Annotated in this window: 20 protein-coding genes; 6 read left to right on the top strand and 14 right to left on the bottom strand. The window is 49.5% G+C overall.

What is annotated here, in order from left to right:
* Positions 1–403: 403 nt before the first annotated feature.
* Positions 404–1,291, top strand: coding sequence for a TIGR02147 family protein (locus B7991_RS10265; protein WP_088630745.1), 888 nt, complete (start codon positions 404–406; stop codon positions 1,289–1,291).
* A gap of 7 nt (positions 1,292–1,298) precedes the next feature.
* Entirely contained in the window at positions 1,299–3,080 is a 1,782-nt protein-coding gene (locus B7991_RS10260; protein ID WP_088630744.1) for a LamG-like jellyroll fold domain-containing protein, read from the top strand.
* Positions 3,081–3,134: 54 nt separating this feature from the next.
* Here the strand turns inward: B7991_RS10260 and B7991_RS10255 are convergent, their stop codons facing one another.
* The 13 genes from B7991_RS10255 to B7991_RS10195 form a co-directional block, all read right to left on the bottom strand.
* Positions 3,135–5,285, bottom strand: a complete 2,151-nt coding sequence (locus B7991_RS10255) for an ATP-dependent RecD-like DNA helicase (RefSeq protein WP_235002899.1) — start codon at positions 5,283–5,285, stop codon at positions 3,135–3,137.
* Between the two features lie 76 nt (positions 5,286–5,361).
* On the bottom strand, positions 5,362–6,897 hold the full coding sequence (locus tag B7991_RS10250) for a carbon starvation protein A (protein ID WP_088630743.1): 1,536 nt from the start codon (positions 6,895–6,897) through the stop codon (positions 5,362–5,364).
* Between the two features lie 25 nt (positions 6,898–6,922).
* Positions 6,923–7,609, bottom strand: coding sequence for a hypothetical protein (locus B7991_RS10245; protein ID WP_088630742.1), 687 nt, complete (start codon positions 7,607–7,609; stop codon positions 6,923–6,925).
* A gap of 98 nt (positions 7,610–7,707) precedes the next feature.
* On the bottom strand, positions 7,708–8,721 hold the full coding sequence (nadA, locus tag B7991_RS10240; RefSeq protein ID WP_088630741.1) for a quinolinate synthase NadA: 1,014 nt from the start codon (positions 8,719–8,721) through the stop codon (positions 7,708–7,710).
* A gap of 39 nt (positions 8,722–8,760) precedes the next feature.
* Positions 8,761–9,588, bottom strand: a complete 828-nt coding sequence (locus B7991_RS10235) for a metallophosphoesterase (protein ID WP_088630740.1) — start codon at positions 9,586–9,588, stop codon at positions 8,761–8,763.
* Positions 9,589–9,595: 7 nt separating this feature from the next.
* Positions 9,596–10,327 (bottom strand): pseudouridine synthase, encoded by a 732-nt coding sequence (locus B7991_RS10230; protein ID WP_074207883.1) that lies wholly within the window; start codon positions 10,325–10,327, stop codon positions 9,596–9,598.
* Between the two features lie 18 nt (positions 10,328–10,345).
* Entirely contained in the window at positions 10,346–11,356 is a 1,011-nt protein-coding gene (locus B7991_RS10225) for a phosphatase (protein ID WP_088630739.1), read from the bottom strand.
* A complete protein-coding gene (locus B7991_RS10220) occupies positions 11,346–11,702 on the bottom strand; it encodes a hypothetical protein (protein ID WP_088630738.1) in 357 nt (118 codons plus the stop codon). Before B7991_RS10220 ends, B7991_RS10225 begins: the two co-directional genes overlap by 11 nt.
* A gap of 92 nt (positions 11,703–11,794) precedes the next feature.
* The gene (locus B7991_RS10215; protein ID WP_088630737.1) at positions 11,795–12,163 is read right to left on the bottom strand and encodes a histone H1; all 369 of its coding nucleotides are present in this window, start codon (positions 12,161–12,163) and stop codon (positions 11,795–11,797) included.
* A 245-nt stretch (positions 12,164–12,408) separates the two neighbouring features.
* The gene (gene panB, locus B7991_RS10210; RefSeq protein WP_088630736.1) at positions 12,409–13,155 is read right to left on the bottom strand and encodes a 3-methyl-2-oxobutanoate hydroxymethyltransferase; all 747 of its coding nucleotides are present in this window, start codon (positions 13,153–13,155) and stop codon (positions 12,409–12,411) included.
* 133 nt (positions 13,156–13,288) lie between these two features.
* Positions 13,289–14,077, bottom strand: a complete 789-nt coding sequence (gene recO / locus B7991_RS10205; protein WP_088630735.1) for a DNA repair protein RecO — start codon at positions 14,075–14,077, stop codon at positions 13,289–13,291.
* The gene (locus B7991_RS10200; protein WP_072827496.1) at positions 14,077–14,433 is read right to left on the bottom strand and encodes a histidine triad nucleotide-binding protein; all 357 of its coding nucleotides are present in this window, start codon (positions 14,431–14,433) and stop codon (positions 14,077–14,079) included. The genes recO and B7991_RS10200 overlap by 1 nt, the downstream gene beginning before the upstream one ends.
* 27 nt (positions 14,434–14,460) lie before the next feature.
* On the bottom strand, positions 14,461–15,141 hold the full coding sequence (locus B7991_RS10195; RefSeq protein ID WP_088630734.1) for a hypothetical protein: 681 nt from the start codon (positions 15,139–15,141) through the stop codon (positions 14,461–14,463).
* Between the two features lie 93 nt (positions 15,142–15,234).
* On the opposite strand from B7991_RS10195, the gene B7991_RS10190 reads away from it, so the two are divergent.
* The 3 genes from B7991_RS10190 (at position 15,235) to B7991_RS10180 (ending at position 18,506) form a co-directional block, all read left to right on the top strand.
* Positions 15,235–16,116 (top strand): lysophospholipid acyltransferase family protein, encoded by an 882-nt coding sequence (locus B7991_RS10190; protein ID WP_088630733.1) that lies wholly within the window; start codon positions 15,235–15,237, stop codon positions 16,114–16,116.
* Positions 16,117–16,182: 66 nt separating this feature from the next.
* Positions 16,183–16,860 carry a hypothetical protein gene (locus tag B7991_RS10185; protein WP_088630732.1) on the top strand — a complete coding sequence of 226 codons (678 nt, stop codon included), beginning with the start codon at positions 16,183–16,185 and terminating at the stop codon, positions 16,858–16,860.
* 149 nt (positions 16,861–17,009) lie between these two features.
* Positions 17,010–18,506, top strand: coding sequence for a PP2C family protein-serine/threonine phosphatase (locus tag B7991_RS10180; RefSeq protein ID WP_088630731.1), 1,497 nt, complete (start codon positions 17,010–17,012; stop codon positions 18,504–18,506).
* Positions 18,507–18,583: 77 nt separating this feature from the next.
* On the opposite strand, the gene B7991_RS15150 is transcribed toward B7991_RS10180, so the two are convergent.
* Positions 18,584–19,603 carry a hypothetical protein gene (locus B7991_RS15150; RefSeq protein ID WP_254917933.1) on the bottom strand — a complete coding sequence of 340 codons (1,020 nt, stop codon included), beginning with the start codon at positions 19,601–19,603 and terminating at the stop codon, positions 18,584–18,586.
* On the opposite strand from B7991_RS15150, the gene B7991_RS15145 reads away from it, so the two are divergent.
* Complete coding sequence (locus tag B7991_RS15145) at positions 19,596–20,264, top strand: hypothetical protein (RefSeq protein WP_254917932.1); 669 nt, start codon at positions 19,596–19,598, stop codon at positions 20,262–20,264. The two genes, B7991_RS15150 and B7991_RS15145, sit on opposite strands and share 8 nt — an antisense overlap.
* Positions 20,265–20,352: the final 88 nt, after the last annotated feature.

Genomic DNA, 20,352 nt, shown 5'->3' with positions numbered 1-20,352 from the left:
GGAAAGGTGATCCCGCCCCGGAATAAAAGCAACCAAGGCGAACGCTGCGAAAATGCTTGCATTTTCATAGCTGAGCCGAAGGGCTTTGTACTTGTACAAATCCGGGATGACAAAAAGGCCGGCATGACATGCTGAAAAGGGAACGACCGGAGTCGTTCCCTGCGTGTTTGAGAGATGGACCTGTTCTCGTAGCATCGCTAGAGCTTGTTTTGGTGTGGGGCTTTTATAGCTCAATCCGATGCCAGAGCAAAATTCCTTTTTTTTATAAAGATAGATGTGTGTGCCCTAAATGTCGAGGGAAAACAGGTGTCGCGGGAACAAAGCGTCCTCGGTAGACAACGATTTTGTGGCTGTTTTTGGGGCGTTTTTACCGAATAACGGCTTTACAATATATTTTTAGAGTATGAAATCCAGTGCAGAAAAATCGCAGCCTGAAGAACGCCTCGGTTCTATCCCTCCGAAGCGCATGTCGGTTTTTGAATTTGATGATTACCGCGCTTATTTGCGGCACTATTTTGAGTGTGCGCAAGCCTTGAACCGCCGTTATTCGCTGCGGAGTTTCTCGGACAAGCTGGGATTTTCGTCCAAGGATTTTATTTCGCGCGTGATGAAGGGCGAAAAGAGTCTCACTCCGGCAAGCATTGCAAAAATTGTCGGTGGCTTACAATTCGATGAAAGCGAGGCTGCGTATTTCGAGGCGATGGTGCTGTTCTGCCAGGCGTCCAACGAGGATGAGCGTGAAAACTACAAGAAGCGCATGGAAGAAATCACGGCGACTTCCCGTTTCACGCAGCAGATGCTTTTGACCCGCGCGTACCAGTATGAAGTTTATTCGCATTGGTACTATTCCGCGATCCGCTCGATTATCGGGATGATTGGTTTTGATGGAGATTACGATGCTCTCGGGGCGCGCTTGATGCCGCCGATTTCTGGAGAGCAGGCGCGGCAGGCGGTGGATTTGCTGGAACGCGTTGGGCTGATCAAGAAGGACGCCAAGGGCAACTGGATTTTGAACAATCCGGCGATTAGCACAGGCGACAAGGTCATCCAGCAGGCGTTTATCAATTACCACAAGGAATTTATTGATTTGGCGAAGGAGTCCATTACCAATGTTCCTTCGACCGAAAGGAACGTGAGTAGTGTGACTCTTGGCATTTCGGAGGGTTCTTACAAGAAAATTGTCAAGTGCATCAATGAATTCCGCAAAAAAATTTCTATGATTGCTAATGAGGACGAGGACGGTGGCCGCGTTTTCCAGATGAATATCCAGATTTTCCCGTTGTCCAAGTGAGGATGCAATGAAACGAAATACTCGATTGGCTAAATCGGCGGTTTCTGCATTGTTCGCGTTGCAGGCGTTACTTGCAATGGTATTCCTCGTATCTTGCTCTGACAACAAGGTGGCTGGCGGGAACAGCTCCGAAGTCGGTTCCCCGGAATTGATGGGAACGCTTGCGTTTGTGGACGGAGCGCAGAGACCGGACTTTTTTAGGCGCGCCTCTTATGCTCGTGTTTACTGCGTGCCGGCGGATTATGACCCTGCAAAAGAAGATAGCACATCGTACTACACGACGACTGCGGATTCGATGGGATATTACGCTTTTGAAAACTTGCCGAGTGGCGTTTACAATTTGGAAGCGTTTTATGAAGATTCGGATGGCGAAACATTTGCAGTTCGCGAATCTGGCCTGAAAATTGCGAAGGATTCTGCGCAATCTGTCAATTTGGGATTGAATCAAAGTAACGACATCAAGATTTATTTGCAAGATACCAAGGACTCGGTTGCTAGCCTTTCTATCGTGGGTTCAACGTACAAGTCAACCGCCAAGATTATAACAGATGGAATTGTTCGTTATGCGATTTTTACCGGTGTACTGGCATCGTACTATGATTCGGTGCAAGTGAGTACTTCGGAGGGCACTAATAGCATCAAGGCCGTTCTTGTTGAAAATACGGATGCAAAGCAGGCCTTTTACTATGATAGTTCTGCCCGCACTTTGGAAATCCCGCTCAATACATCGGCGACTGGCATAGACCTGCGCGATACTATTGAAGGGTTCCCGCTGTACGTCCGCTTGAGTGACTTGAATGCAGATGACCGTGAATCGCTTGTCAAGAATATATCTGCACTTAAAGTTTATTTGGAGCCAGCTTCGTTCTGGACGACTTTCAAGGTCGTTTGTGGCAAGGACTCTATTCCGACGGGGCTGTGGGTTCGCTTGTCTACGCTTTACCCGCAACGGGAAACGCAAAAGCTCGTTTTCGCCTGGAATGAAACGGATTTTATTGAGGAACCTAGTGTGACGGAGGCTTGTGTTGTGAGAGACGATGCTTTCGGAAATGCGCAGGCCTTGATGCGTGCTGCAGATCCGTTCTCTTTCACAGATGGCTTTGTGGCGGCGTGGAACTTTGATGAATCTGAATTCCCGGATTCTATAGTCAAGACTTCTGGCGATAATCCGTTCAAGGGACGCGTCACTGATGTCACGGCTGGCGATGGAATTATTGGCGGTGCGTTTGTATTTAACGGAAAATCTTCCATTATTGAAATTCAGGAATCCGCAGATTATAGGGGCTTTGCGTTGAAGGATACGTCTAGCTTTACTGCGTCTTTCTGGGTGAATGTTGAAGATACTTCGACGTCGCGATTCATTTGGGGCAAGTCCGAAGCGGAATACCACTTCAAGTATCAGGCAGGTGATAGCGACCGTTCTAGCTGGATGTACAAGGAACTCGACGAATCGGATTTGGATCATTGGTACCAGGCGAGCATCGCGATTGCGCCGGAAACCGATTACAAGCAGTGGGTGCATTTTACGGTCGTCAAGTCGGGCGATTCGACGGCGATTTTCAGGAATGGCAAGCTTGAAGAAACCTTGATTAGCCGCAACCATACGGATGATAAGCGAACATCGGATGGTCCGTTTGTCATTGGCGCTCGCAAGCAATCCAGTGGAAAGGTAGACCGTGTTTTCAAGGGTTCGCTTGATGAACTTTACTTTATGGATGAAGCGAAAAGTTCTGAATGGGCTAGGCTCATGTACCTGAACCAAAAGCCGACCGGCTACTGGCCGAAATAAGCTTAATGGACGCGCGGGAATGCCCACGCATTTTGCGGCTCGTCATCCTTTGTGCTAACCCAGTTTTTCAGTAAGTCTTGTATATCGTCTTGTGCTGCGGTTGTTGCGCACGGCTTGATAGAACGCTCCCGGTGCAGACAAAATCCACACGTGACCTTTGGCACGCGTGATGGCGGTGTAGATGAGGTTCCGCTGCAGCATGATGCTGTGGCTAGAATCTAGCACGACGATGACGGCGGGGTATTCGCTGCCCTGGCTTTTGTGGATGGTGCAGGCGTACGCAAGGATAAGTTCATCGGCTTCATCGGGCTCGTAATCCACGGTCTTGTCATCGTAAAAGACCGTGATTTTTTTCGTGTCTTTCCCGATTTTGTAGATGATGCCGACGTCTCCGTTGAACACGTTCTTGTCGTAGTTGTTGCGGATTTGCATCACTCGGTCGCCGGTACTCCAGTTGCCGCTCGCGATTTTGATGCGTTCCTTGCCGGGGTTCAGGAGGTCTTGCAAGAAGTTGTTTAGTTCGTAAATGCCAAGCGGTCCTTTGCGCATCGGCGTGAGGAGTTGCATCTCTTGCGTGTCAATGTCGATTTTTTCCTTGATGCCGCGCGTGACGAGGCGGGCGATGATGTCTTTAGCTTCATCGGCCGACTCGTAAGGTAAAAAGTGGAAGTTCGTGCCTTCGATGGGCGAGGGGCTAATGCCCTGATTGATTTTAGATGCTTTGTCGGCGATGTCGTTTCCGCCGGCCTGGCGGAAAATGTGCTGAAGGCGGGTACTCGGAATCTTGGGGCAACGCAACAAGTCGTTCAGCACATTGCCAGCTCCCACGCTGGGGAGCTGGTCGGCATCGCCTACGAGAACGATTCTCGCGTTGAGTGGCGTCGCTTCGAGGAGCGAGGCGGCAAGCCACGTATCGACCATACTGAATTCATCGACAATGAGCAAATTGCATTGGAGCTTGTTGTCGCCATCGCGATGGAACTTGCCCGAAATCGGGTCCACCTCGAGCAGACGGTGGATTGTGCGGGCTTTCTCGCCACAGCATTCGCCCATGCGCTTGGCGGCGCGCCCTGTCGGGGCCGTGAGGCTTACGCATTCTTCCATTTGGCGGGCGAGGTACAAAATCCCCTTGAGGATTGTTGTCTTACCGGTGCCGGGGCCACCTGTGATGATGGAAATCTTTCGCGAGAGCGCCATTTGGATAGCGCGTTTTTGGATCGGGTCAAAGCTGAACTTATGTTCGCGTTCCCACTGCGCCAGGGCGTCTTCGAAGCCTTCCGTTGAAAGCTCGTTGTATCGCAAACGGAGCTTGATGTTGTCTGCGATGCGCTGCTCGGCTTTGTAGAGCGGCGGAAAATAGCAATCGTCGCCTTCGCGCGTGATGCGCCCAGATTCGCTTGCTTTTTCGAATTCATCGAGGAGCGTGTTGATGGCGCCTTCGTCGTCCTGCATTAAACGCAAGTTGCGGAATGTGCGTTCCAGGAGCACGTTCTTCGGCAAAAACACATGTCCATCGCTAACCGACGCTTCTTGCAATGTGTAAAGTAACGCTGCCTGAAAACGCTCGGGACTGTCTTTCGGGAATCCGACTTTCTGCGCGATTTCGTCAGCTTTTAAAAATCCGATGCCCCAGACTTCTTCGCAGAGCATGTATGGGTTTTGCGTGATACGTTCAATCGTCGCTTGCCCGAACTTGTTCCAAAGGCGCTTTGCCACACTGCCGACAATTTCGTGCTTGTACAAGAATAGCATTGTTTCGCGGCTGTGACGTGCTTCTTGCCAACGTGCCAAAAAAGCTTCCACCTTGCGGGTGGGGAAGCCTTTGATTTTTACTTCGCGGAACTTGTTTGGATTGTTGTCGAGAATGTCGGCGGTTGCATCGCCAAAAGCTTCCACAATGCGTTCGGCAATCTTTTGTCCCACGCCCGGGAATTGTCCGCTCGCCAAGTATTCAAGGATATCGTTATCGTCTGTGGCGATGTATTCAAAAGAAGTTGCCTGGAATTGCTTTCCGTATTTCGGATGCGAACCCCAGTCGCCTTCTACAGAGATTGTTTCGCCAGGTTGCAAAGCGGGAAAAGTTCCCGTGACGACAACGACTTTCTTACTTTCGATATCGTTCAGGCGCATCACGGTAAAGCCATTTTGCTGGCTATGGAACGTGATGGATTTTATGCTGCCTTTTATGACCACAACAACTGTCATGCCCGATTTAATCGGGCATCTCCTTTATGTGTTGTGGATGGTTCTAGCATTGATTGAATTTGCTGGCAGCGCTTGCTTACTGAGCTTTCGGAATCTTGTTTTCGTCAAGATCGGAGTTCCAGCGGTCGGCATTATAGCCTTCCATCTGGGAGAGCGACTTGCCACGAACACAGAGGAAGAATCCGAGAATAGCGGCGTCGTGGAGTGCAATCACGAGAGCTGTCTTGTAGTCGAGACCAAAGCCAAGCGGAGCGCCCTTGAGGTTTTCCGGGCTCACCCAGAGAATGTAATCAGCTGTAATGAACGTCATGAACATGCACGGGATAAGCGCAATCCAGAAGTTCTTCTTTTTGCTGCGGAGATAAACGGTTGCCACGCAGAGGCTGCAAACGGCCATGAGCTGGTTGCTCCAGCTGAAGTAGTTCCACAAAATGTTGAAACCTTCAGGGTTCATATTGCTCCAGAAAATAATCACGGCGCAAAGGGCAAACATTGGAACTGTAAGGAGGAGGCGGTTCTTGACAGAAGTCTGTTCAAGTCCGGTCAGTTCTGCAACGGTAAGGCGGAGGCTGCGGAGGCTGGTATCGCCGCTCGTGATAGCAAGGATAATCACGCCCACGACCACGAGGATCGAAATCGGAGCCCAAGGAATCACGGTCGAAACGAGAACGCTCAAGACCTTCACGCCCGAAGCGCCTGTCAAAAGTTCCGGCATCTGGTGGTAAATGAACATGCCACCTGCAGCCCAGATCATACCAATCAAACCTTCAATAATCATCATGCCGTAGAACGTCTGGCGACCGGTCTTTTCGGTCACTTCCGTACGGGCAACGAGCGGGCTTTGCGTGCTGTGGAAACCGCTGATGATGCCGCAAGCAATCGTCACGAAGAGCATCGGGATGATCGGCTGGCCTGCCGGATGCTTGTGGAAGTTGCTCATGATATCGTTGAAGCAGAATTCATCGAGGACGTTCAAGTTCGGGATGATGCCCACGAAAATAGCGAGGGAGGCGAGAATCAGGAGGGCGCCGAAAATCGGGTAGATGCGGCCGATAATCTTGTCAATCGGGAAGAAGGTGCTAATGAAGTAGTAGGCAAAAATGCAGACAACGGCAATCCAGAAAAGTGTCGGCGAGACGTGGCTGCCGACGAGAATCGGGGTGTTCACGAGAGCGGCCGGAGTTGTGGTAAACACGGCGCCAACGAGAATGAGCGCCACGGAAATGAGCGTCATTACAAGTTTTGCCGGTCCCTTGCCCAAGAACTTGCGGGAGAGCGCCGGGACGTTGTAACCGTTGTTGCGCATGCTGATCATGCCGCTGAAGTAGTCGTGCACTGCACCGCCGAGAACGTTTCCGAGCGGGAGCAAAATGAACACGATGGCGCCAAACTTGATGCCGAGAATCACGCCAATCACAGGACCAATGCCTGCAATGTTCAAAAGCTGAATGAGAACGTTTTTCCAGTGCGGCATCGGGACGCGGTCAACGCCATCCGGGTTTGCGAGTGCCGGAGTCTTGCGGTCATCCGGTCCGAACACGCGTTCAACGAACTTGCCGTAGGTGAAATATCCAAGGATGAGGATTGCAACACCAATTAGGAATGTTATCATTTTTTGTGCCTTCTTTAGTTTTTAATTAAAACTGAACCATGGCTCCGATGGAAACTGCTATGTAGGTCTGCCAATAGTAACTGTCGCCTACTTCGTGGAAATCAATTGTTCCGCTGTTTTTCGTATAGACTGATTTATACCAGTTCTCGTAAACGCGTAGAGAAGAGATGAGCCCAAAATTATCTGTGATTAAATAACGTATGTGAGAAACAAGGGCTATTGCAGATCCGTTCAGTTCGGAATTGAAATACCCCTTGTAGTTGGAAACATTATTTTCTGTTGTTAGTTTGGAGAATGAATAACCGAGGCCGACACCCACCTGGAAAAATTCAGGATAGAAAAAGTTGTATGTCGCTTCAATTCCGAATCGCCAATATTTCATGTTCTGCTCGTTTATGGGCTCGGGCAGAGACGGAATGGATCCTAGCATAGACCAGTACTGGAATGATGCTGAGAAAGTAAATTCGCGAATGTTTACGCCAATGCTGTAGTCAGGAGAAACGAGAACCTTGGTGTTTGGCAAATGAACGGTTTCTTCGATCCAATCGTATTTCAAAACCATAGAGCGGTCAAAAAGATCGCCTCGGTTTGCGATAACGCTGAAGCTTATGCTTGCAAAATAGGAACGTGGCCAGTAAGAAAAATCGCTGTCTTCAGGTTGCGCAAATACGGCGGAACACAACAAGGTCAAAGCCAATAAAATTTTCTTCATCTTTTATCCTCCAAGAGATTTTGACATCCCACAATCCGAGTGACGCAAAGATATAAATTTTAAGGTCGCTTGTTGTGAACCGTAGCGCGCTCTGCGAACTATTCGGCGTATTTGAACATGGCGTCGATGCACTTCTTGGCCTTGACGCGTACACCTTCGTCGAGTGAGATGTGTTCTGCCTTTTCGGGGTGGCGGAGTGCTTCCAGGATGTTTTCGAGCGAGTTCGACTTCATGTATTTGCACATGCAGCAGCTACCGATAAAGTTCATATCGGGGTGTTCGTAGTGCATACGGGCATTGAGGCCGCATTCCGTGAGGAGCAAAATGCAGCTGTCTTTGGGCTGCTGGTTGATGTAGCTCACCATCTGGCCTGTGCTTCCGACGTAGTCACTGAGCATGGCGACAGACGGGTTGCATTCCGGATGGCTAATCACCTTGAGATTCGGGTTTTGGCTACGGAAGAACTGGATCAAATCCGGGTCGTAGTTTTCATGAACGTAGCAGCAGCCGTTATAGAGCTTGATATCCTTCTTGACACCGCGACGCTTCATCTCATCGATGATGTTTTGGCCCATGAGGGCGTCCGGAACAAAGAAAATCTTGTCGGACGGAATCGTTTCGACGATGTGCATCACGTTACCGCTAGTCACGCAGACGTCGCAGGCGGCCTTTACATCGGCAGTCGTGTTGATGTAGCAGACAAACGTGTAGTCCGGATTCTGCTTGCGGAGTTCTTCGACGTCCTTGCCGGTAATGGAATCGGCGAGGCTGCAACCCGTGAGCGGGCCCGGGATAATCACATCCTTCTGCGGGTTCAAAATCTTGGCGGTTTCGCCCATGAAACGCACGGCAGAGAAGAGAATGGTCTTTTGCTGGACGGTAGTAGCGTCCTTGCTGAGCTTAAAGCTATCGCCCGTGAAGTCGGCAACGCCCAAAAGAATTTCAGGAGCGCAATAGCTGTGGGCGAGGATAACGGTGTCCTGTTCTTTCTTGAGCTCGTTGATTTCGTTGATGAGCGGGAGCATCTTTTCCACCTTTTCCATGGTGTAGGTGCAAAGGGCTGCGCCCGGCTTGACGGACTTGAGACGATTGTAAAGTTCTTCTGCTGTCATTGTGTTACCTAGATTATTGCCTAGTTAAAAGATAGTAAATTAATACCCGGCCCATTCAGCGCTGATGGAGGGGCTTGCCTTGCGGATGTTCGATTCTTCGGGTGTCTCTTCCTTGCAGGCGATGTCGCCACTTGCAATCCGTTCCTTAATTTCGTCGAACGTCTTGGGTGGCACGGAATCGGGGGAGTTGTCGCCGAGCACTTTGCAGGGGGCAGCTTCGGATTCTTTTGCCTTGTCCTTGACGGGTGTGTATTCGCGGAGTGCCGGGACGCTGTAGAACTTGTCTTCTTCGGGGCACCAAGCGGTGAGTGCCTTGCCGTAGACGCATCCGGAATCGAGACCGATAAATCCGGGAATGTTCACGAAGCCCATCTTGGCCCAATGTCCAAAGATGACGAGCTTGTTCCACTTGACCTGTTCAAACCAGGGTTTGTCATTCCAGTAGCGGATGGAGAGGAGCACTTCGGGGCTCATGTCTTCGAGACGCGTCTTGCCCGGTTCTAGGCCTGCGTGCACGAGGAGTGCGTGCGGCGTGTCGCGCCAGAGCGGCCAGTTCTTCACGGTATCGCGGATGTAAACCCATTCGTCGAGCGAGAGCGCCTTGAAACGCTTTTTCTGCTTTTCGGTCCAGTTGCTCTTGGGCGTTTCCATCATGCGGATGAGATGTTCTTCGTGATTCCCGCGGACGGTCAGAATACCGAGTTCCTCGACAATGTGCATGGCGCGCATCATGTCGGGACCTTTGTTGATGATATCGCCGGTCTGGTAAATGGTATCGCTACCGCGTACAAAGCCGAATTGGTCGATAATCGCAGAGAGTTCGTCTGCGCAACCATGAACATCACCGATATATAAAGTACGTTTCATGGATCGCCTACAAATGCACGGCCTGACGCAATTTGTTCAATTCGTTGGGCGTGAGTTCGCGGAATTCGCCTGCGGGCAAGTCGCCGAGCTGAATTTGGCAGTAGCTTACGCGCTTGAGGTCGCGGATTTCGTAACCGATGGCTCGCATCATGCGGCGGATTTCACGGTTCTTGCCTTCGATAAGCACAAGTTCTGCAAATCCGTTTTCGAGGTAGACGTCTGTGGCGAAAGCGATTTCTTCCTGGGCGTCCGGATCTTCCGGGTCGCGGATGTCTACGCCATCGACCAAGCGCTGGGCGGCAGATTCGCTGAGCGGGCGAGTGGTCCACACGTAGTAGCTACGCGGCACTTCAAAACTCGGGTGCGTGAGGCGGTAAAGCAGTTCGCCGTCGTCGGTGAAAAGCAAAAGACCACGGCTCTGCAAGTCGAGTCGTCCGACGTACTTGAAATTATGGTATCCCGGCGGCAAGTAATCGTAAACCGTGCGGCGGCCCTGCGGGTCGTCCTTGGTGCAAACGCAACCAGCCGGCTTGTGGAGCATGATGACTTTTGTTTTCTTGTTTGTCGGGAGCTTCAGCAACTTTCCGTCAACCGTCACCTGGTCCTTGGTTTCGTCCACTTGATGGCCGAGGTCAGAGATCGTTTCTCCGTTCACCTGTACGCGACCGTCGGCGACGAGTTCGTCTGCGGCACGGCGGCTAGCAAAACCACTGAGAGAAATGTACTTGTTTATACGCATTTTTTTCATCCCCGTCTTTTATTTGTCATCCCCGACCTGTTCGGGGATCGCCGTCTCGGATGTGGCATCCGTCTTTTTTAGGAATGCCGGGCGCTTCTTTGGCTTGGGTTCTGGTTCCTTTTCGGGCGGGTAGAGCAAACCGAAACGTAGCCCTGCCGTACTGATCTTGAATGTTTCTACACGGAGCTTTTCGAGGAGCGAACGCAACCAGAACAAACCGCAAATGATAACTTCGTGGCGGCCGTTTCCAAGTCCCGGGAGCATCGCGCGGAGTTCTTTCGAAAGGTTCGTAATGCGCGTGGTGACCGCTTCAAGGTCGGCGAGGCTCATTTCGAGACCTTCAATCGCCTTGTAGTCAAACGTTTGGCTGTTCAAGAAAACCATCGCAAGTGCGGTGCCTGTACCACCGATAAGGTAGACAGGCTTTTTCGTCATGCCCTTGAAAGACAAATCCTTGAACGTTTCCTTGATAAACTTCTTGTATTCCGGACCGGGAATCGGGCCCATCGCCTTGAACATCTTGAGGGCGCCAACGGGAATCGAGAAAGTCGTTTCGCCGTTGCTGAGTTCTGTGGATCCGCCACCGATGTCAATCGTGACGTTTCCTTCGCCGTGCCATTCCTTGACGGAACGGTAGGTGAGCTTGCCTTCTTCTTCTCCGGTGATGACGCGCGGCTTGACCCACACTGCTTTTTCAACAGCTTCAATCACTTCGTCCGGATTTGTGGCCTTGCGCATGGCTTCGGTCATCGCGACTGCTTTGAGGTCTGCGCCCAGGGCGTGTAAGTCCATACGGAACTTGGTCATGATGTTGACGAGTTCCTGGATGCGTTCGGGCGTGATTTTCCCGTGTTCGTAAATGTCTTCGCCGAGGCGGCAGACTTCGACCTTCTGGAGTTTCGGTACGAGAATCTTGCGCGGTGCTACTGGCGCTTCACTTGATTCGGCAGGTGCGTCTTCGAAAGCTGCAATCAACAGAATGCTGCTGTGACTCCCGATGTCGATGGTTGCCTGGAGTTTATTTTCCACTTTCGGCCTCGTCCGTTTTTTCTTCTTGCTTATTCATCTTTTTCAGCATGATGTTCTTCATCTTTTCGGCGAGGGCGCCTGGATTTGTGAGGAACTGCTTGGCGTGAGCGATTACTTCTTCGACGACGGATTCCGGGTACTTGGAACTCCATGCGGCGACGATGTCGCCAGTCGTGCTGCCGAGCGGTTTCTTTTCGCGGATTTCCTGGCCCATCTTGAGAGCGAGCAAAAGTCCGAGTTCGAATGCTTTCGGTTCTGCTTCGGCTTCAATCATCTTTTCGATGCGGGCGATGCGTTCTTCAAAGGGAATGTTCTGCGAATTGGTCAAATCATTTTCTGAAATCATGCTAACAAAAATAGTAAACGTGGGGCGTGGCGCCAATATAAAAAAAGACCCGCAGAGGTCTGCGGGTCAAAATCGTTGGGTCAAAAAGAAGATTACTTCTTGGCGGCCGGCTTCTTAGCGGCAGTCGGCTTCTTAGCAGCGGCGGGCTTCTTGGCAGCGGCCGGCTTCTTAGCAGCAGCGGGCTTCTTAGCGGCAGCGGGCTTCTTAGCGGCAGCGGGCTTCTTAGCAGCGGCCGGCTTCTTAGCAGCGGCCGGCTTCTTGGCGGCAGCGGGCTTCTTAGCAGCGGCCGGCTTCTTAGCGGCAGCGGGCTTCTTAGCGGCAGCCGGCTTCTTAGCAGCAGCAGGCTTCTTAGCGGCGGCCGGCTTCTTAGCGGCAGCGGGCTTCTTAGCGGCGGCCGGCTTCTTAGCAGCAGCGGGCTTCTTTGCAGCGGCGGGTTTCTTTGCAACAGTTTTTGTAGCCATTTTTTTTCTTCCTTTTTTGTTATTTATTTGTTGATACCTGAAAAATAACTTCTTTTTCACAAATAATCAACAGATATTTAAAATTTTTTTGAAATTTTTTTGAAAAATTTTGTTATAGCGTTCGCTTGATAGAAAAATGTTATCGTCAACAATTTTGAGTAAAATAAAATCGACCTCTTGCGAGATCGATTTGCTAAATGAAAACTATGTTAGCTTATCTTAAATTTAGAACTAAATATTTTTAGTTAAGCTCTTGCCTTGACGCTTTCAATGTATTTCTTAACTCCTTGAACACCAACGGAATACATGTCTACGAACTTTGTGGCGAACGGCGGAATCTTGTTCGGATGCATGCCGAGAGCATCGTGCATCACGAGAACATGACCGTCTGTGAACTTGCCTCCGCCAATGCCGATTGTCGGTGCGGAGACTTCTTTTGTGATTTTTGCACCAAGTTCTTCGGGAATATGCTCGAGAACCATTTCGAAGCATCCGAGACCGTCGACGAACTTTGCCGCCTCTTCAATGGCGCGTGCTTCTTCTTCGGTTTTGCCTTTCTGCTTGAAGTTTTCGGCGGTCTGCGGTAAAAGTCCGAGGTGGGCGCAAACGGGAATGTCCTTGCTGCGCAAAAATTCAATGACGCCTTCGGGAGTGCCTTCGAGCTTGATGCTAGAGCAACCTACATCCAAAAAGCGACGGGCGTTATCGTAAGCGGTTTGCGGATCCTTGTCGCTCATGTAGGGCATGTCGCCAATGACATGCGTGTTCGGGGCGCCACGGCAAACGGCTGCAGCAAAGATGAGCATTTCGGTCATGCCGATTTCACGCGTGCTCTTGTAACCGAGCATGGTATTTGCGAGGCTATCGCCTACGAGAATCTGGTCGATTCCGGCGGCTTCTGCGATTTTTGCAAAGGCGAAGTCGTAAGCGGTGATCATGGAAATCATTTCGTGCTTGGATTTTTTTGCTTTGATATCTTCTGGTGTTAACATGATGACCTCTTCACTTAAACTTTTTCAACTATGGGCAAATATACAAATAGTGTAAAGTTATGGCTATTTAGTAGCTAGTTGTTGGTTGTTAGTCATTGGTTATGGTTAATTGCTAATGACCATTGACTATTGGCTACTGACCAAACAGCTTTCTGGTTTCGTTCAAGAACTTTATGGAATGGATTTCCTTGAGGAATCCGATGTGGTGGCGCAGGTAGGTGAGGAGCGCGTTTTCTGTGAATTTGGGGTGCTCGATTTTGTCGCCAGTTTGTAGCGCCCAAAGCCCCTGTAGCGTTTCTGATCGTGCGCGCGGGTGCTCGACACCGAGGCACGCTTGGCATACGAATCCGCCAGTTTCGGGGAAAAAGTCTGCGGCAGGCTTTTCGAGTGTGCGACCGCAGCGACTGCAAGTGGTGAGGTCTAGATTGTAGCCCCACATATCGCAAGTGTCCAGGAGCCACTGTGCAAAAATACGCGACTTGTCAGGAACACTCGATGTTGACGAGTGCGCGGCGTTTTCTGAATTCGGCGAATCTTGCGGTGAATCGGAATCGAATTCGCGGATGGCTTGCTCTAGGCGTTCAAATTCTTCTTGCAGGGGGACGCCTTGCGGTGCGTAGCGCAAAATCATTTCGGTCATGACCTGCGCTTTCGCTGTGCTGAGTAAATCGTTGCGCAAGTTCTTCCGCCAGTCCAAAAGCGTAGCTTCCTTGATGAACTGCAAATCGGTATTCGGATTTTGGCGAAAAACGACTTCGCTTAACGCAAGCGGATCAAGGGCTCCCCGGAACGGAGATTCCTTTTTCTTTCCGCCCTTCACGATAAACGAGACAATCCCGCTTTCTTCCGTAAGCGCCTTGACGATAAAGCTAGAATCGCTGTACGGAAAGCGGTGCAGAACTATAGCGCGAGTTTTTATCACTACTTCGCCGGGAACGGAGGCCAGCCCATTTCCTGTCCGCCAACGACGTGCAGGTGGATGTGGAATACGGTCTGACCGGCATCGGCCTTGCAGTTGAACACAAAGCGTGCGCCGCCTTCTTCGAGGCCGAGGTCTTTCGCGATGAGCTGTGCGCGGTAGAGCATCTTGCCCACGAGTTCGCAATCTTCCGGCTTCATGTCCATGATTGTTGCGATGTGGCGCTTCGGCACGACCAAAAAGTGTACCGGAGCTTGCGGGGCGATGTCATAGAAGGCGAACACATCGTCGTCTTCGTAGATTTTCTTGGAAGGGATTTCACCCTTGATGATTTTGCAGAAAAGACAATTTTCACTCATAGTATGTATAATAGTAGTAAAAGGAGATTAGGAATTTTCGCGTTGTTTTAAGATTTCTTCCACTTTGCGGTCTAGTAAGTCGTCGAATCGCTTTTGTTGTAACGAACGCCCGTTTGCTATGATGACCTGCATAACTTTTATGTATGAGGCGAAAATCACGGTGGTCAATACAACTAGGGCGAGTCTTCCGGGGAAGAATAAGGACGAGAGGCACGCTGGGATTGAGAGAAACGTAGTGACAATGATGAATGCGAAAATCCATTCTGGAAGAACGGCCGGCTTAATCCCGTATTTCTCGAGCGTCGCGTTTTGCTTATGGAACAAGTCCTTGAAAATATATGCGTCAATGAAAGGACCTAATACGATACCGAGTAAGACCGCTTTTAGTGGGGTGAGCTCAGTGGTGGTGTATTGGTTCTGTTCCTTTACGGCGTAGTAAATCCATATACTGAATTTGTAGGCGTATAAAAGAAAGACTATGAGAAAGAATGCTATAGCGAGACTGGAAAAACAAAAAGCAAAGGATTCTATAGTAGTAAAGGATCCTTTTGTGAAATTTTTGAGCAATTGGATTAAGACTTCGATGGAAACCCAAGCAATTATTGTAAAAACAAGGAATATGAAAGACCATATAATGGCGCTCCTGCCGCGTCGGACGTTCTCTGGCTCGTCTAGAAAGAATGCGCTTTGCGTATTATTGCAAATCATAATAACCTCTAGTAGATAATTTAGAAATAAAGCCTATTCAAAGTACAAATTATTTCGTTATTGTTTGTTCGATTTTCGTATCTTTAATCCGTAATGGTTTTCTTTGGTAAAATAGCGGCGATCGTTTTCGCGTGGGGCGCTTACGTGGTGCTTCGGCTTGCTGGCTGGAAGCGTAAAACTGTTATGGCGAACGCAAAGCATGTGGCTTCACCCGTCAATTACGACGAACTCTTGTTTAACTTGACTCGTCATGCGAGCGAACTCTTGTTCCGCTTTGGAACTTTCAAAAAGTTGCCTCATGATTTTACTGCATACCCGTGTCGTGTGGATGGCTGGGATTTTGCTCTTGACGAGGCCGCCATTCCGGTGCTTGCGAAAATGCGGGCGGGTGGAATTTTCTTGACGGCGCATTATGGCAATTACGAAGCGATGGGGCCGTGGCTTTGCCGACTTGGAATTCCGCTTGTCGCAAGTTATATACCCGTGAAGCCCAAGTGGCTTAATAACATTCTTGAACGCAAAATCCGTTCGGTCGATGGCCGGAGTTATTCCGTGGATGCCCGGACACCTCGTGACTTTATACGCATTTTGAACGATGGCAAGCTTTTCTGCTTGCTCTCCGATCAGGATTCCCGCATTCCGAGTGCAATAGACGGAACATTGCTCGGGCAACCGGCGAATGTGAATCCGTTGCCGGACTTTCTGCTGACACATCGTCCGCAGACTCCCGTTTTTATTTGCTGGATGGAAGAAATTTGCGGAATCCGCGTTCTCCACGCGATAGAGGTGGAAGGCCCGCAGGTCGCATCCCCCGCGCGTCTTGCTTCCCCCGCGCCGTCTCCTTCGCAATCGAGCGTCGTCAACTCGCAATTCAACAAGTGGCTTGAAGAACGCATCTACGAAAATCCGAATCTCTGGTACAGCTTCACGCATCGCCGATTCTACAGCCAGTCGCCAGAAATTTACGGCGAATAGCGACCTGTAGCGCATCTTGTTATAATCGCGGCACATCTTGCGACAAATCTTACTAACGTTACATTTATGACCTTTGTCCCTCATAAAAAGAAGTCTCTACTTGCTCGAATTTTGGAATGGCTGAACGATCCTGAAGAATGGCCTGTTTGGGTGCAGTTCGTTTTGTTGCCGCGACCGCTTGGACGCAATAATTTTTTCGCGGCCCGCGTCGTTCTGTTGTTTGCGATGGCGTTCTTTACTTTGCAGGCGTTCGCTGGTGGCTATGAATCTTGGATTGCCCAATTCTTGCACAACTTGAACTTGCCCGTCCACGAAACTGGTCACATTGTTTTTCGAATTTTTGGGAGCGAAGTGATTACATCGCTTGGTGGTTCGCTGTTTCAGACCATTATGCCGCTCGTGTTCTGCTTTGCGCTGTGGATTAAACCTCGCGACCTGTTCGGTGCGTCGGTTGCGCTTTGGTGGGCTTTCGAAAATTTGATTGATGTCGCACCTTACATCGAAGATGCTCTCCCGATGAAGCTTATGCTTATCAGTGGCGGCACTGGTGCCGAAGCCCCTTATGGGTTCCATGACTGGAATTTTATCCTCTCCGAGACGGGCTTGCTTTTGAAATGCGATGAAATTGCCTCCGCTGTTTATGCGGTGGGTTATATTGGTATGGCGCTTTGCGTCGTGTGGGGCGCCTGGAGTATGATATATTATTTTGTGTTCCAACGTCAAAATAGTGGGCTTTTGGACTAGCTTAAAAAATCGTAAAAATGGCGTTTTGGGGCCAAAAAGTGTGTTCTAAATCAGCATTTATAATAAAAATTGGGACCCAAATTACAATTTTTCCCTAAATAAGATATATTATAAAACTACAAGATTAGCATGCTGAGGGGCGCAGTATTATGAACACATCCCGCCATACAAAAATCCGGAGCGTAACGGTCCTCGTCGTTGCTGCATTGTTGCTCGAACTGACGACCGCTGTGCAGTACATTTCTACACGCCGAGCCATTACCGCCCAAATTAAGGAAATGGCTAAGCAAGACCTTACTTCTGCGAACCGGACCTTTGAAGTCAAGGAAATTGCCGAGGCTGCTATTGCGGCTGTTCTGCCCGAAGTTGAACGCTTTATCGATACACAACAGCAAGATTCATTGCATATGGCGTTGCAACGAGTGGTTGCGAACCATCCTGAAATTGTCGGCGTCGATTTTGCCTATCGTGTGGGGAGTGATGGCCTTCGCGATGGGTATTTTACGTTTAGGGACGATGCAACCAACGAAATAAAAGACACCGTTATTGGGTTTGACTATACGGAACGCACTTGGTACCGCGAGGGCTTGCATGGCAACGGTTCCTGGAGCGAACCGTACATGAGTCGCTATTACGTGGCGCTGATGTCTACATTCTCGCGGCCTGTTCACGATGCTCAAGGACGTGTCGTTGCCGTTATTGGAGCCGATGTCCCGATGCGCGAACTCTCTTCGATGGCTGTGCAACTCTACGATAACCAGCAACGCTCGCTTATTCCGGTCATCATTCTTCAGTTGATAGGACTATTTGTGCTTGGTTTCATTATGTACCGAAGCATTCTCAGCGTCCGTAAGTTGAGCAAAGTCAGCGCAGAAAAGGATTTGATAAACAGGGAGCTTGGCATCGCAAACGCTATCCAAACGGCGATGCTTCCGCCTCCGATGCCTGAAAGTGAATTCCTGAACATTGTCGGTAGTCAGGTGCCTGCAAAACAGGTGGGCGGTGACTTTTACGACTACTTTGTGCGCGATGGAAAGCTGTTCTTCAATATCGGTGACGTCTGCGGCAAGGGAATCCCGGCGGCACTTGTCATGTCGATGACGCAGGCCGTATTCCGTACGATTGCAACTAAAGTCGATAATCCATCTCACATTGTGATGGGAATGAACACGATGGCCAGTCGTGGAAATACGACGGGAATGTTTGCAACGCTTTTTGTTGGTGTGCTAGACCTTGCAACGGGACGCCTGAGCTACTGCAATGCCGGCCATGAAAAGCCCATTATCATTACTGGACGTAATATGCGATATCTCGATGTTACCGCAAATATCCCTATCGGGGTCATGGAAGAAAAAAAATACAATATCCAGGAATCGGTCATCGCTGCGGGCGATATGATTTTGCTTTATACGGATGGCCTTACCGAAGCGATGAATGCAAATGGAAAGCTGTTTGGATTGAAGCGCGTTGAAGAAACGATTTGTGGCGACGGTGGAATGAATGCTGATGACAAAAATCGCGAGTTACCTGCGTTTGCGGGACCGCAGCAGTTGCTGGATACCATGTCGCATGCAGTGTCCGAGTTTGTGAATGGCGCAGAGCAGAGCGACGACCTTACCATGCTTGTGATAAAGTACAAAGGGTAGAATTTGGGAGATAATTGAAAAATTGCCTAAAATAGGTTACCTATTTTAGGCAATTTTTTTGAGAATGATTTTTTGCGTTAATCCACGTATTTCTTGATGAGTCTGATCATCAGTTTGGCGAGGCTTTCCACTTGGTAATTGCCAACGGTTGCCTTGATGTGTGAATTGCCGATGCCGCTATCGTCGGTGAGGAATACGTATGTACCGCCTGTCGCCAAGTCGAAGAATCTCAACATAAATTCGGTTTTTTTGTCTACACCGCTTGCCGCTACAGGGATAAGCTTGATGCCTTTTTTGGCGAAGAGGCGGATAGAGTTCTGGAGACTTTTGATGATGTCTTCTTCGTAGTGGGCGGGGGCGTCAAGGATGAGGAATGCGATGCGCGCGCGGGCTGCTTCGTCCCAAGAGAGTTTTTCCAGCGAGGCTTCAAGCGCTGTGTGGACTGCTTCGGGGTAGTCTCCGCCACCGCCTGCACTCTGGCGTGAGACGAATTCCTGGGTCCTTGCAACGTTATCAGTAAAGTCGTCGTGGCGCGTGAGGTATGAATCGCCTATGTCGCGATAGAATAGGGCTGCTGTGCGTAAACCAATATTGCTTTCAAATTTTGCGCGGTCGATAATGTAATTGAGATCGGATTTGAGGAATCTGATTTCGTCGCTCATAGAACCTGTGGCGTCAACGATGAATGCGATGTCTGCCGTCGTTTTGGGGTGCTTGGCATCTTTGTCTACAACGGTATTGATATTGAGCTTGTGACTTGCTTTGGACGAAATCTTGAGCTGTCCGCTGATTACCACTCCATCGACAATTAACCAAAGGTCATTTTGATTTTGGTTTTTGTCATGGAATAAATTAATCCAGCAGTAAGCGTATCCCTCATTGTCTGTTTTGGTTGTAAATTCTACTTGTCTGCCGTTGAGGAGTGTCACGGGAACATTTGCGATGCCGAATTCGTTTTTATCCACCACTTTTACGGCAACGAGTTGCTGGGGGTAGAATTTCCAGTAGCTCATCTTTCCATTGTAATCATTGTCGTTGATGATGTTGGTCCAGAATTTCCAATGCTCCAGATCGTTCCATTCACCAGCTGTGAGCAATCCTGAAGATTCTTCGTCCGAACGCCTTGCTTTTCTTTTTCTCCTTGAGGCTGGTTCATCATCGTCCCAAGAACTGCTTTCGTCGCTATCGGAAGCGAGGTATACAGTTTTTGATGATGAACGCTCTGAATGTGTCCTTGATGGCGCTTTAGCTAGAGCTGATGATCTCTTGGCATACGTTTTTGAAGCGCCGGTGGAGAGCATGGATGCGGAACCTCCGAGCAGTCCTGCCAAACCATCGCTAACTCCTGCTGAACCTGCGGCACTTTCGGAAAAGCCCGCAGATTTCCCGCGTCTTCCCCCAAGAACCGTTTTCCCGGTTGTGTGTAAGCCATCTACGGTTTTTAAGACTTTGCTAATATCCTTTGTGAATTTGACATCCGCCGTTGAAAAAGAAGGTGACGGCTTTGACGATGCAGCCAAATATTTTACCACTCCTCTATTGTCTGGTGCTTTGGGCGATCCTTTGCTTTTGTATTCGGGTGTTGTTGATGGAGAAACGGTCATAACCGTTTCGACTCTGGTTTCATCATCTTCTGAGATTTCTGTGGTTTCTTTGTTTGTATTGTCGCTGCAATTGATAAACATAAAAGCGCATGCGATTACCGCTGTTAAAAAGATTTTGTTTTTCATGATATACTCCTTTTTTTTATTAAACTAGCACAATCCATGTGGCCAAAACCAACGGTCAAAAGCTTAATATGGATAAATGTTTTTTACGAATAAAAGGAAACGATGTTATATTTTAA

The sequence above is a fragment of the Fibrobacter sp. UWB3 genome, from assembly GCF_002210405.1.
In the GTDB taxonomy this organism is placed as follows: Bacteria; Fibrobacterota; Fibrobacteria; order Fibrobacterales; family Fibrobacteraceae; genus Fibrobacter.
This window is presented reverse-complemented; position numbering and strand designations above follow the sequence as displayed.